11 protein-coding genes and 1 pseudogene are annotated in these 12,239 nt (G+C 70.0%); 8 read left to right on the plus strand and 4 right to left on the minus strand.

From position 1 onward, the window contains the following. Window positions 1-114 precede the first annotated feature (114 nt). Window positions 115-645 (minus strand): annotated as a pseudogene (locus HL653_RS08695) (cytochrome c family protein); the annotation flags it as partial. A 98-nt stretch (window positions 646-743) separates the two neighbouring features. Here HL653_RS08695 and HL653_RS08700 point away from each other — a divergent pair. Next, entirely contained in the window at window positions 744-1,634 is an 891-nt protein-coding gene (locus HL653_RS08700; RefSeq protein ID WP_171744175.1) for a prephenate dehydratase, read from the plus strand. 143 nt (window positions 1,635-1,777) lie between these two features. On the opposite strand, the gene nudC is transcribed toward HL653_RS08700, so the two are convergent. Then, window positions 1,778-2,659 carry an NAD(+) diphosphatase gene (nudC, locus tag HL653_RS08705; RefSeq protein WP_171744176.1) on the minus strand — a complete coding sequence of 294 codons (882 nt, stop codon included), beginning with the start codon at window positions 2,657-2,659 and terminating at the stop codon, window positions 1,778-1,780. Further along, on the minus strand, window positions 2,659-3,723 hold the full coding sequence (gene mutY / locus HL653_RS08710; protein ID WP_253718018.1) for an A/G-specific adenine glycosylase: 1,065 nt from the start codon (window positions 3,721-3,723) through the stop codon (window positions 2,659-2,661). The genes nudC and mutY overlap by 1 nt, the downstream gene beginning before the upstream one ends. 41 nt (window positions 3,724-3,764) lie before the next feature. On the opposite strand from mutY, the gene HL653_RS08715 reads away from it, so the two are divergent. From HL653_RS08715 to HL653_RS08745, 7 genes are read left to right on the plus strand one after another with little or no spacing between them, the layout of a single operon-like run. Further along, entirely contained in the window at window positions 3,765-4,316 is a 552-nt protein-coding gene (locus HL653_RS08715; RefSeq protein ID WP_253717759.1) for a DUF721 domain-containing protein, read from the plus strand. Between the two features lie 5 nt (window positions 4,317-4,321). Continuing rightward, complete coding sequence (locus HL653_RS08720) at window positions 4,322-5,020, plus strand: thioredoxin domain-containing protein (RefSeq protein WP_253718019.1); 699 nt, start codon at window positions 4,322-4,324, stop codon at window positions 5,018-5,020. 49 nt (window positions 5,021-5,069) lie between these two features. Beyond that, complete coding sequence (locus HL653_RS08725) at window positions 5,070-5,831, plus strand: thioredoxin domain-containing protein (protein ID WP_171744180.1); 762 nt, start codon at window positions 5,070-5,072, stop codon at window positions 5,829-5,831. Between the two features lie 22 nt (window positions 5,832-5,853). Then, the gene (locus tag HL653_RS08730; RefSeq protein ID WP_171744181.1) at window positions 5,854-9,270 is read left to right on the plus strand and encodes a chromosome segregation SMC family protein; all 3,417 of its coding nucleotides are present in this window, start codon (window positions 5,854-5,856) and stop codon (window positions 9,268-9,270) included. Between the two features lie 6 nt (window positions 9,271-9,276). Beyond that, the gene (locus HL653_RS08735) at window positions 9,277-9,510 is read left to right on the plus strand and encodes a hypothetical protein (protein WP_171744182.1); all 234 of its coding nucleotides are present in this window, start codon (window positions 9,277-9,279) and stop codon (window positions 9,508-9,510) included. A 1-nt stretch (window position 9,511) separates the two neighbouring features. Beyond that, the gene (locus tag HL653_RS08740; RefSeq protein ID WP_171744183.1) at window positions 9,512-9,661 is read left to right on the plus strand and encodes a hypothetical protein; all 150 of its coding nucleotides are present in this window, start codon (window positions 9,512-9,514) and stop codon (window positions 9,659-9,661) included. 48 nt (window positions 9,662-9,709) lie between these two features. Then, window positions 9,710-10,540 (plus strand): aldo/keto reductase, encoded by an 831-nt coding sequence (locus HL653_RS08745; RefSeq protein ID WP_171744184.1) that lies wholly within the window; start codon window positions 9,710-9,712, stop codon window positions 10,538-10,540. A gap of 111 nt (window positions 10,541-10,651) precedes the next feature. On the opposite strand, the gene HL653_RS08750 is transcribed toward HL653_RS08745, so the two are convergent. After that, window positions 10,652-12,091: a UdgX family uracil-DNA binding protein gene (locus HL653_RS08750; RefSeq protein ID WP_253717764.1), complete on the minus strand. Its 1,440-nt coding sequence runs from the start codon at window positions 12,089-12,091 to the stop codon at window positions 10,652-10,654. Window positions 12,092-12,239: the final 148 nt, after the last annotated feature.

Genomic DNA, 12,239 nt, shown 5'->3' on the forward strand with positions numbered 1-12,239 from the left:
CCTCTCAGCGACGAAGGAAGAACGGCACCCTTCGACTGCCTGCCAAGGCAGGCGCTCAGGACAGGCTTCGACAGGCTCAGTGCAAACGGGGCTTGAGAGGGCGTAGTCTTACTTCGCCGCCGGCAAGGGCTGGGGCGAGGCGCTCTGCTGGTTCAGATAGGCGATCACGTTGGCGCGATCCTCGGGCTTGGAGAGGCCCGCGAACGTCATCTTCGTGCCGGGCGCATAGGCCTTCGGGCTGGTGAGCCACTTGTTCAGCTCGTCGAAATTCCAGGTGCCGCCCTTGCTTTTGAGCGCGTCCGAGAAGGCGAAGCCGTTGGCGCCCTGGCCGATCGCCTCGCCCACGACTCCGTAGAGATTGGGGCCCAGCGCGTTGGCGCCGCCCTTGTCGGCATTGTGGCAGGCGGTGCATTTCTTGAAGACATCGGCGCCCTTGGCGGGGTCGGCGGCCGCCATGTAGGTTTCGAACGGCTTTTCGGCGGGCGCGTCGCCCGCGCCGGCCTCGGCCTCCACGCCGGTGACGACATAGCCCATCTTCTCGGGCCGTTCGGGATGGAAATATTCGCCGGAGACGATCGTGAGACCGAGCGCGACGATTCCGCCCGCAAGGACCCAGCCCGCAATCGTGTTGCCTCGATCGTTCATGCCGCCCCCAGACTAGTTATTTTGGCCAGCTTAGTCAGCGACGGAGGCCCCCGCAAGGTTGCGGCGCGCGTGCAACCTTCCTAAGCCGCCGTGCCATTATGGAAAGCTATCCCGCACCCGCCCGCGCGCTCGTCGCGGAGCTCACCCAGGCCGCAGCGCAGGCGCCGGAGCGCGCGGTGGCGTTTCAGGGTGCGCCGGGCTGCAATTCGCACATCGCGGCGATGAACGTGGTGCCCGATGGCCTGCCCTTGCCCTGCTTCCATTTCGAGGATGCGCTGGATGCGGTGCGCGACGGGCGGGCGGCGAAGGCGCTGATTCCGATCGAGAATTCGCTGCACGGCCGCGTGGCGGACATCCATTTCCTGCTGCCCGAATCCGGCCTTTCGATCGTGGGCGAGCATTTCATGCCGATCCGCTACGGCCTGATGGGCTTCGGCGAGGGCATCACCGAGGCGATGAGCCATCCGCAGGCGCTCGGCCAGTGCCGTCGCTGGCTGCGCGAGCGCGGCATCAAGCCGGTGCCCTATCCCGATACGGCGGGCGCGGCGGCGGCGGCGGCCGAGCTGGGCCGGCCGGAGGTCGGCGCGATCGCTCCGCCGCTGGCGGCCGATCTTTATAGCCTGAAGATCCTGGCCGAGGGGCTGGAGGATTCGGACGACAATACGACGCGCTTCGTGCAACTCTCGCGCGAGCCGCTCGCCACCTCGTTCGAGGGCGTCGCGATGACGACCTTCATCTTCGAGGTGAAGAATATCCCCGCCGCGCTCTACAAGGCGCTGGGCGGCTTCGCGACCAACGGCGTCAACATGACCAAGCTGGAAAGCTACCAGCGCGGCGCGAGCTTCGCGGCGACCGAATTCTACTGCGACGTGGAAGGCCGGCCCGAGGATGCGACGCTCGGCCGCGCGCTGGAGGAACTGGAATTCCATACCAAGTGGATGCGCGTGCTGGGCACCTATCCGCAGGAACGTGCGAGGACGCTTACCTGAGCCATCACTCCCCCGTTCGTGCTGAGCGAAGTCGAAGCACGTGCTGCAAGTGATGCCGCCTGAAGCCCGTCCTTCGACTTCGCTCAGGACGAATGGAGGAGGGAGGCAGGGGCGCGTTGAGGGGCAAGAGCGTTAAAGGGCGCTCACGCCCCCTCCGCCCACGCCCTGAGCAAGGTATTCGCGATCGCATAGGGTGGCGGCGCCTGGAACGGCGCGCTCTCGTCCCCCGCCAGCGCGGCGAACACCTCGTCACGATCCACCCAGCGCGCATCCTCCAGCTCGTTCATGTCGAGCGTCACCGTCGGATCGGCCACCTCCGCGATGCAGGCGATCATCAGCTGCGAGGGGAAGGGCCAGGGCTGGCTGGCGACATAGCGGATCGCGCCGGCACGCACGCCCGCTTCCTCGGCCAGTTCGCGCGCCACCGCGCCCTCGATCGATTCGCCGACCTCCAGAAAGCCCGCCAGTGCCGAATAGCGGCCGGGCGGGAAAGTCGGCTGGCGGCCGACCAGCACGCGCGCCTGCGGCCCCCGCTCATGTTCGGCCAGCATGATCACGACCGGATCGGTGCGCGGAAAATGCTCGGTGCCGCAATTCGGGCAGAGCCGACCCCAGCCCGCGCGGGCAAGGTCGCTCGCATGGCCGCAAAACGCGCAGAAGCGATGCCGGGCGTGCCAGTCGAGCAGGCTGCGCGCGACCGCATAGGTGGTGGCGTCGCCGGCCGACAATGCCTCGATCAAGGCGGAGACGGCCGGCGTGCGTCGCCCACCCAGCAGATCCGGGGCGATGCGCGTGAAGCGCGGCCGGCCCGCGATGCGGCCGAGCAGCACGAGCTGTTCGGGGGGAATGTCGCCGGGAACGGCCGTCCATAGCAGCCCCGATTCGTCCGCCGCCGGCAGATAGTCCGGCATGTCGAGGAACAGCGCATCGCCCTCGGCCAGCAGACGGGGGACGATATCGGGGGCCAGACGCTCGATTTCGACGCGGTCGAGAACGGATCCGGTGAAGCCGGGCGTGAAGGGCATCAGGCGCTTTCCCTCTGGGATATGGCAATCGCGGCGGCGCGCGCGAACAAAGTGGGCAGGCCGGCCTCGTCGAGACGATCGATCGGCCACCATTCGCCCTCGGCCGATCGATCGGCAACGACGGTGCCGACCACGGCATAGTCCAACGCGAAATGCGTGAAGACGTGCCGCCCGCCACCGAGCGGGCGCCAGTCGGCCGCGAGGGGCGCGTCGGCCAGACTGGGATCGCTCGCTTCCCAGGAGCCCGACGGCAAAGCGCGCATCCCGCCCAGCATCCCCTTGGGCTCGCGCCGACGGAGCAGCACATGGCCCTCGGCCTCCAGCCAGAAGATCGTGCCGCGCCGCACCGGCTTGTCGCGCTTCGCCGCCTTGCGGGGATAATCCTCCTGTGTGCAGGCGGCGCGCGCGGCGCAGTCGGGCGAGAGCGGGCAGAGCGCGCAGGCGGGGCCGCGCGGCGTGCAGATCGTCGCACCCAGATCCATCATCGCCTGCGCGAAATCGCCGGCGCGGGCCTCGGGCGTGATCGAGTCGGCCAGGCGGCGCAGCTCGGGCCGGGCGGCGGGCAGGGGCTGCTCCACCGCGAACAGGCGCGAGACGACCCGCTCGACATTGGCGTCCACCACCACCGCGCGCCGTCCGAAGGCGATCGCGGCGACGGCGGCGGCGGTATAGGCGCCGAGGCCGGGGAGGGCGCGCAGGCCTTCTTCGGTATCGGGGAAGGTGCCGTCATGCTCCCCCGCCACGGCGCGGGCGCAGGCGATCAGGTTGCGCGCGCGGGCATAATAGCCGAGCCCCGCCCAGGCGGCCATCACATCGGCATCGTCCGCCGCCGCCAGCGCCGTCACGGTCGGCCAGCGATCGAGGAAGCGCGCGAAATAGGGCTTCACCGCCGCCACCGTCGTCTGCTGGAGCATCACCTCCGACAGCCACACCGCATAGGGGTCGGGCGCGGGCGCACCCGGCGCCGCGCGCCACGGCAGGGTACGGCGATGCACGTCATACCACGCCAGCAGCCGTCCCGCCGGGGACTGCTCGGCCGGAGACGCGGCGGATCGTGGGGCCATGCTATCGACGAGCATGGCGGGCCTATGGCATGGCGATGCCGATGACGGAACGAAAGACTCGCAAGGCCGCCCTCGCCGGGGCCGACGCCCCGCGCGCCAACGGCGTGCGCACCGTGGCGGAGATGGTGCCGCAGGTGGGGGCGATGGCCTTCAAGCGCTTCGGCTTCGTCCAATCGTCGATCGTGTCGCGCTGGGCCGAGATCGTCGGCGAGCGTTATGCCGAGGTTTCCACGCCCGAATCGATCCGCTTTCCGCAGGGCAAGAAGCAGGATGGCGTGCTGAACCTGAACGTGCAGGGCAGCCACGCCACGATGATGCAGCATGTGGCGCCCGCGATCATCGAGCGGGTCAACCGCTTCTTCGGCTATCCGGCGGTGGTGAAGCTGGCGATCAGGCAGGGGGCGGTGGTCGCGCCCAAGCCGCGCCGCGCGCCGCCTTCGCTGAAGCCCGTGCCGATCGAGCTGGGCGAAAGCCTGCGCGCGATCGCCGATCCCGAATTGCGCGAGACCCTGTCCGCGCTGGCCGGCGCGGTGGCAGCCTCCACCGGAATTCCGAAACTCTCGGCCGGACGGCCGCGCGGGAGCAACGATTGACCCAGATGATCCGGCGGCTGCTGCCGCTCCTGAGCCTCGCCTTCGCGTTCGCGATCCCCGCCACGGCGCCCGCCGCCACGCCGACCGTGGCCGCCAAGGACTGGTCGAAGGTCGCCGCGCGCACCCCTGCCGGCACCTTCATCCAGGGCAATCCGGACGCGAAGGTGAAGCTGGTCGAATATCTGTCCTTCACCTGCCCGCATTGCGCCTTGTTCGAATCGCAGGCGGCGGTGCCGCTCACGCAGCGCTACATCCGCACCGGCCTCGTCAGCTATGAAGTGCGTCTCGCGCTGCGCGATCCGTTCGATCTCGCCGCCGCCGTGCTCGCGCGCTGCAGCGGACCCGCCGCCTTCTTCGCGGTGAAGCCCGCTTTGTTCGCCGCCCAGCCGCAATGGGAGGCGCAGGGCCAGAAGTGGGGCGCGACCGCGCCGAAGCTGGATCAGATGACGGAGGCGGACGCCGGCAAGGCGATCGCGGCCGGCGCGGGCCTCGACACCTTCTTCCTGAAGCACGGCCTGCCCCGCGCGCGCATCGATGCCTGTCTCGCCAATACGGAGGAGCAGCATGATCTGTCCGCCGCCGCGCAGAAGATCTGGACGCCCGATTTCCCCGGCACGCCGATGTTCGAGATCAACGGCAAGCGCGCCGAGGATGTTCACGAATGGCCCCAGCTGGAGGCCAAGCTGAAGGCCGCGCTGGGCTGAGCCCGCCGCGCCTGTTCACCCCTTATCGAATAGTCTGAGGATGTTCCGAATGATGTCTCGTCGGCCCGCCGTCGCTGTGTTGATCGCTCTCTCGCTGGGCGCCTGTTCGAAGAAGGCGGCCGATGGCAATGCGGCCTCGCTTCCGGGCGGCCCGGTCGCCGCCGTCGCCCCGCCCGCCGGCAAGGACTGGACCGAGATCGCCAGCATGACGCCCGAGGGCGGCGTGCGGATGGGCAATCCCGATGCGCCGGTGAAGCTGGTCGAATATGCGTCGCTCACCTGCCCGCACTGCGCCGAATTCACGAAGGAGGGCGCCGAGCCGATCCAGGCGCAGTTCGTGAAGACCGGCAAGGTCAGCTGGGAATATCGCCCGTTTGTGCTGAACAGCTTCGACATTCCGGCCTTCATGCTCACGCGCTGCCGTGGTGCCGAGCCTTTCTTCAAGCTGGCGGAGCAGGCCTATGCCCAGCAGCAGGAGTGGGTCGGCAAGGCGATGGCGCTGACGCCCGCGCAGCAGGCCGAGCTGCAGAGCACCGAGCAGGCGCAGCTGTTCAAGAAGATGGCCTCGTTCATGGGCCTCGACGCCTTCTTCCGCGCGCGCGGCATCTCGCAGGCGGATCAGGACAAGTGCCTGGGTGACGTCGCCGCCGCCGAGAAGCTCGCGCAGGGCACGACGACCGCGACCAACGACAAGAACGTCACCGGCACGCCCACCTTCTTCATCAATGACGAGCAATGGTCGGTGCCCGTCACGACGCAGCCGGTCGCGCCGCAGCTGATCGCGCGCCTGAAGTCCGTCACCGGCGGCTGATCCCGAAGCGGGGGCCGGCAGCATGAGGATCAGGAAGCTCCGGCTCGCGGGCTTCAAGAGCTTCGTCGAGCCGGCCGAATTGCTGATCGAGCCGGGCCTGACCGGCATCGTCGGGCCCAATGGCTGCGGCAAATCCAATCTGCTGGAGGCCATTCGCTGGGTGATGGGCGAGGGCAGCCCCAAGTCGCTGCGCGGCGGCGGCATGGAGGATGTGATCTTCGCCGGCACGGCCAGCCGCCCCTCGCGCGATTTCGCCGAGGTGAGCCTGCTGGTCGAGCTGCGCGGCGACGATGCCAATTGGGCCGAGCAGGAGGTGGTGCGCCGGATCGAGCGCGGCGCCGGCTCCGCCTATCGTCTGAACGGGCGCGACGTGCGCCAGCGCGACGTGGCGTTGCTGTTCGCCGATGCCGCGACCGGCGCGCATTCGCCCGCTTTGGTCAGCCAGGGGCGGATCGCGGCGGTGATCGCGGCCAAGCCCCAGCAACGCCGCGAGATGCTGGAGGAAGCGGCGGGCATCGCCGGGCTCCACGTGCGCCGCCGCGAGGCCGAGATCCGGCTGCGCGCGACGGAGGCCAATCTCGAAAAGCTCGACGAGATGCTGGGCGAGATGGAGGTGCGTGCGAACGCGCTGCGCCGTCAGGCGCGCGCGGCGGAGCGCTATCGCACCTTGTCCACCGAGATCGGTCTGGCCGAGGCGCGGGCCCTGTTCGCGCGCTGGCGCGAGGCGGCGGCGGCGGCCGAACAGGCGCGCAGCAAGGCGGCTTTGTCCGAACAGGCGGTGGCGCAGGCGGCCGAGGCGCAGCGTGCCGCCGCCGCATATGTGGGCGGGGCAACGACCGCTTTGGCGGAGGCGCGCGCGGCGGCGGATGCGGCGCGCGAGGCGGCCAGCACGACGCGGCATCGTCTGGACGAGGTGCGTGCCGAAGCGGGCCGTGTCGGCCGCCGGATCGAGGAACTGGCGCGGCAGGTGGCGATGCTGAAGGCGGATCGCGAGCGCGAGGATGCGCTGGCGATCGACGCCGCTGCCGCGCTCAAGGCGCTGGAGGAAGAGGACAAGGCGCTCGGCGTGGCGATCACGCAGGCCACGGCCGAGCGCGCGGGCAGCGATCAGGCGCAGGCTGAGGCCGAGCGCAAGGTGCGCGATGCCGAGGTGGCGGTGGCGCAGGCGCTGGCGGCGGCCGCGGCCGAGGAGGCCGAGGCGCGCGTGGCGGAGGCGGCTCTGGTCGCCGCCCGCCAGCGTTTCGCGCGGGCCGATGCCGAAGCGCAGCGCGTGGCGCGCGACGTGGCGGCTTTGGGCGAGGCCGCGCCTTTGCTCGCTGCGGTCGAGGATGCGAAGACGCAAGTCGCGGCTGCCGAGGCGGCGGTCGCCACGGCATCGGCCGCGATCGGCGAAGCGGAGGCCGCGCGTGATCGGGCGGCGCTCGCGCGCGAGGAGGCGGAAACGCGCTCGGGCCTTGCCACCGCCGCGCTGGCCCGCGCGGAAAGCGAGGCCAAGGCGCTGACGGCGGGCCTCGCGCGCGATGCGGGCGATCGGGCGCTGACCAAGCTCACCGTGGCGGCGGGCTATGAGCGCGCACTGGCGGCGGCGCTGGGCGACGATCTGGATGCGCCGATCGGGGGCGAGGGCGCGCGGGCATGGACTGGCGCCGATCCACAGGCGGGCGATCCGGCTTTGCCTGCGGGTGTCGTCTCGCTGGCGGAGCATGTCGGCGGCGGCGAGGCGCTGGCGCGCAGGCTGGCGCAGATCGGCGTGGTGGAGAGTGATGAAGGCTGGCCGCTCGCGGTCGGCCAGCGGATCGTGACCTTCGCGGGCAGGCTGCGGCGCTGGGACGGCTATGTCGCGCGCGATGTCGGCGCGGCGGCGGCCGAGCGGCTGGTGCGCGCCAATCGCCTGCGCGAGATCGAGGCGGGATTGCCGGGCTTGCGCGAGGAGGCCGGTGCCGCCCGCGCCGCGCTGGACGGCGCCACCACGATGCAGCGCGCCGCGCGCGAGCAGGCGGAGGCGGCCCGCCGCGCGCTGGCGACAGCCGAAGAGCAGGTGCGCGCCAGCCGCCGGCGCGAGGATCAGGCGCAGGCGGCCGCCGAGCGTCACGCTGCCTCGCTCACGGCGCTGGCCGATCGACGGGCCCGCGCGGACTCGGAACTGGCCGAGGCGCAGGCGGCGGTGGGGACAGCCGAAGCCGCCGTGCAGGCGTTGCCGGATCGGGCGACATCGCGCGCCGCGCTCGACCAGTTGAACACCGCCGCCGATCTGGTCCGCTCCGAACTCGCCACCGCGCGGGGGCGGGCAGCGGCGCTGGGCGAGACGATCGCGCGCGATCAGCGGCGGCGCGATGCGGCGCGAGGCGAGGCCAAGGGCTGGCGCAGCCGCGCGGGCGATGCCGCCAAGCGGATCGACGAGATGGCCAAGCGCCTCGCCGCCGCCGAGGCCGAACATGCGAGCCTGGCCGCCAAGCCCGAAGCGCTGGCGCGCGACATCGAACAGGCCGAGGGGAGGGCGACCGAAGCGGAGGCCGCCGCCAAAGCCGCCCGCGAAACCGAGGCCATGCGCGAAACCGAGCTGCGCCGGATCGAGGCCGCCGCCGCGCAGGCGGGAGAGGCGCTCGCCAACGCCCGCGAGGCCCGCGCCACGCTCACCGCGCATGCCGAGCATCAGGAAAGCCGGCGCGGCGAACTCAGCCGCGCGGCGGGCGACCGCTTCCAGTGCCCGGCCGCCACTTTGCCCGAAAAGATCGGCTTCGATTCCGGCGCGCTGCTGCCGGCGGAGGAAGAGGGTGCGCGCCACGATCGGCTGGTGGCGGATCGCGAGCGGCTCGGCCCCGTCAATCTCGTCGCCGACACCGAACTGGCCGAACTGGACGCCACGCGCACCACCAACGCCGCCGAACGCGAGGAACTGGGGCAGGCCGTGCATCGCCTGCGCGGATCGATCGGCAGCCTCAATCGCGAGGGGCGCCAGCGCCTGCTGGCGGCGTTCGAGGCGGTGGACGGCCATTTCCGTCGCCTGTTCGCCACGCTCTTCGGTGGCGGCGAGGCGCATCTCGCGCTGATCGACAGCGACGATCCGCTGGAGGCGGGGCTGGAGATCATGGCGCAACCGCCCGGCAAGCGCCTCGGTTCGCTCACGTTGCTCTCCGGCGGGGAACAGGCGCTCACCGCCGTCGCTTTGATCTTCGCGCTCTTCCTCACCAATCCCGCGCCGATCTGCGTGCTGGACGAGGTGGACGCGCCGCTCGACGATGCCAATATCGAGCGCTTCTGCGATCTCTTGGTGGTGATGACGAAGGAAACCGACACACGCTATCTGGTCGTCACGCACAATGCCGTGACGATGAGCCGGATGCACCGTCTGTTCGGGGTGACGATGATCGAGCGCGGCGTCTCGCGGCTCGTCTCGGTCGATCTCGGCGGGGCGGAATCTCTGCTGGCGGCGGAGTAGAACGCCGTGGCCAAGCGTTACAGGGTCGTGCACCAGCGGAAAAGCATCTGGGAGGCGCTCGTTTCCGGGCGCGGCAGCCGCGACTGGTATCTCGCGCAGGCGGGTTATTGGTTCGGCTGGCGCACGATCGCGACCTGCCTGTCGACCGAGGAGGCGGAGGCCGCCTGCCGCGATCATGCCGGTGGCACCCTGCTGCGCGGCGGGCATCGTGTGGTGTCGGAATTCGAACGGCCGGATTGAGATGGTCGGCCTCACGCTCGCGATCGGCGACTTCATGATGTTGCTGATCTCCGCCGTGCTGTGGACGGGCGGGGGCTTCGTGCTGCTGGCTTTGCTCGGCGTCGGCGCAATCGGCGGGATCGCGATGCTGGCGAAGAAGTTGATGCGATAGCCGAACCGTCATCCTCCCCTGCAAGGGAAGGATGCAACAGGAGCGAATATGACCCAAGTGCCCCAGCAGTTGCTCAATGACGGCCGGACGATCCCCCAGCTGGGCCTCGGCGTCTATCAGACCCCGCCCGCCGAGACCGAGACGATCGTGCGCGCCGCGCTGGATGCGGGCTATCGCTATGTCGATACCGCCATGTTCTATCGCAACGAGGAGGGCGTGGGCGCCGCTGTGCGCGATTGCCCGGATTGGGTGTTCGTCACCACCAAGCTCTGGAATGCCGATCAGGGCTATGATCGCACGCTCGCCGCCTTCGACGAGAGCATGCAGCGCCTCGGACTCGACGAACTCGATCTCTTCCTGATCCACTGGCCGGTGCCGAAGATCGATCGCTTCGTGGAGAGCTGGAAGGCGATGATCCGGCTGCGCGAGGAGGGGCGCGTGCGATCGATCGGCGTCTCCAATTTCCGGGTCGAGGATCTCCAGCGCATCATCGACGAAACCGGCGTCACCCCCGCCACCAACCAGATCGTGCTGCATCCCGGTTTCCAGCAGCGCGAGCTGCGCGCCTTCCACGAGCGCCACGGCATCGTCACCACCTGCTGGGCGCCGCTGGGGCAGGGCGAGGCCTTGCGCGATCCCGTGATCGGCCGGATCGCGGAGAAGCATGGCAAGACGCCGGCGCAGACGATCATCCGCTGGCATATCGACAGCGGCTTCAACGTGATCCCCAAGACGGCGAGCGTCGGCCGCCTGCCCGAGAATATCGACGTGTTCGATTTCCAGCTGGATCACGAGGACATGCGCACGATCGAGGCGCTGGACCGCTCCGACGGCCGCATCGGCTCCGACCCCGCGACGATGGCGATGGGGGTGGAGTGAGGGTGTAAGCCCCTCCCGCAGGCGGGGGGGGCAGGAGGGGGAAGGCAAGGCTCGCTGTGCTCGCGCCCACCCCCGGCCCCTCCCGCAGGCGGGAGGGGAGATACACCTCTCCTAGCCAGCCAGTTCCCCCAGCCGCGCCTTCATTCGTGCCAGATCCTCCACGAAGCGGGCATATTCGGCCTCGGCCGCCTGCGCGTCGGGCAGGCGCAGCAGATAGGAGGGGTGGACGGTGACCCACGCCTCGCTTCCGTCCGCCAGAGGATGTGGCGTGCCGCGCGTGGCGGCGATCGTCACGGCCTTGCCCAGCACGGATCGCGCGGCGGTGGCGCCCAGCGCCACGATCAGCCTGGGCTGGATCAGCGTGCGTTCCTGATCGATCCACCAGCGGCAGGCGTCGATCTCCGGGCCGTTGGGCTTGGCGTGGATGCGGCGCTTGCCGCGCTGCTCATATTTGAAATGCTTGACCGCGTTGGTGACGTAGGCGGCGGCGCGATCCAGCCCGGCCTCGGCCAGCGCCTTGTCGAACATCTGCCCGGCCGGGCCGACGAAGGGGCGTCCGGCCAGATCCTCCTGATCGCCCGGCTGCTCGCCCACGAACATCAGGGGGGCGTCGATCCGGCCTTCACCGAACACGGTCTGGGTCGCGGGTTTGAACAGCGGGCAGCGCGTGCAGCCGGCGGCTTCTTCGCGCAAAGCCTCCCACGATGTTTCCCGGCTTGCGCCACGGCGTGTACCCGCTTCGCCCTTGGTCATCGCCGTATGACTGGCCGCCACCATGCCCGCCTCCCGCGCCTGCGCGCCCGCGATCAATGCCGGCACCAACGCGGTTTCAGGCATGTTTTTCCAATATTTGCGCGGCATCTCCTTCAGCATCGCGCCGACCTTCACGCGCGCCGGATTGAAGATGGAGGCATAATAGGTCTTCCACGTCTCCTCGAGCGGATCGCCGTCGGGCGCATCGGCGCGGGCGGCGCCGGGGCCCTCGCGCAGCGTTTCCCCGTCCCAGTCGAGCGAGAGTTCGGGCGTCAGGATCGTCCAGCGCATCGCGGCGAAGCGGTTGAGGAAGAAATCCGCATTGGCGCGGACGATATGATGATCGGGTTCGAACCAGGCGACGAAGCGCGCGCCACCCCCGTCCGCCACCTCACGGAAGCGCAGGAAGGCGCGCATCTTGTGGATGTCGCGGCGCACCTCCTTGGCCAGCTGCTCCAGCCGCCGGATCAGTGGATCGGCCTGGTCCTGCATCAGGCCCGGCGCCTCGCGTAGCCGGGCGAGCGCGGTGTGAAGCAGGGCGAAGCGCTCCGGATCGCGATGGCCGATCACGCTGCGGGCGAGATCGAGGAAGGCGCGCGGCACGGAGAAAGCGGGCGCCGTGGCGGCGGGAAGCGGCCCGGCCGCGCCGCCGAACAGATCGGTCACGCCCTCGCCCACCTGCCAGATCACCCGATCGGGCGACACATCGGCGCGCACCAGTGCGCGCGCGGCATCGCGCCAGCCGTCGAAATCGTCTTCGGCATCGAGCGGGACGATGAGGGAGGTCGTGCCGGTCACGGGATCAGATGAACGGTTTTGCCTTGGTCATCAGGCACATATAGGCGCCGCATTCCGCGCCACCCAGAGCGGTTTCAAGGGCAAAGGGCGGCGGCAACGTCGTGCAATCCGTGTGCAACGTAGCGAGGCCAGCACCATCTCCCGTAAT

The organism is Sphingomonas sp. AP4-R1 (genome assembly GCF_013113735.1).
Classification (GTDB): Bacteria; Pseudomonadota; Alphaproteobacteria; order Sphingomonadales; family Sphingomonadaceae; genus Sphingomonas_I.

Excerpts from the sequence above, each read along its gene's own strand:
- HL653_RS08700 (WP_171744175.1), top strand. The coding sequence starts at position 744 with ATGGAAAGCTATCCCGCACCCGCCCGCGCGCTCGTCGCGGAGCTCACC.
- nudC (WP_171744176.1), bottom strand. The coding sequence starts at position 2,659 with ATGCCCTTCACGCCCGGCTTCACCGGATCCGTTCTCGACCGCGTCGAA.
- mutY (WP_253718018.1), bottom strand. The coding sequence starts at position 3,723 with ATGGCCCCACGATCCGCCGCGTCTCCGGCCGAGCAGTCCCCGGCGGGA.
- HL653_RS08715 (WP_253717759.1), top strand. The coding sequence starts at position 3,765 with ATGACGGAACGAAAGACTCGCAAGGCCGCCCTCGCCGGGGCCGACGCC.
- HL653_RS08720 (WP_253718019.1), top strand. The coding sequence starts at position 4,322 with ATGATCCGGCGGCTGCTGCCGCTCCTGAGCCTCGCCTTCGCGTTCGCG.
- HL653_RS08725 (WP_171744180.1), top strand. The coding sequence starts at position 5,070 with ATGATGTCTCGTCGGCCCGCCGTCGCTGTGTTGATCGCTCTCTCGCTG.
- HL653_RS08730 (WP_171744181.1), top strand. The coding sequence starts at position 5,854 with ATGAGGATCAGGAAGCTCCGGCTCGCGGGCTTCAAGAGCTTCGTCGAG.
- HL653_RS08740 (WP_171744183.1), top strand. The coding sequence starts at position 9,512 with ATGGTCGGCCTCACGCTCGCGATCGGCGACTTCATGATGTTGCTGATC.
- HL653_RS08745 (WP_171744184.1), top strand. The coding sequence starts at position 9,710 with ATGACCCAAGTGCCCCAGCAGTTGCTCAATGACGGCCGGACGATCCCC.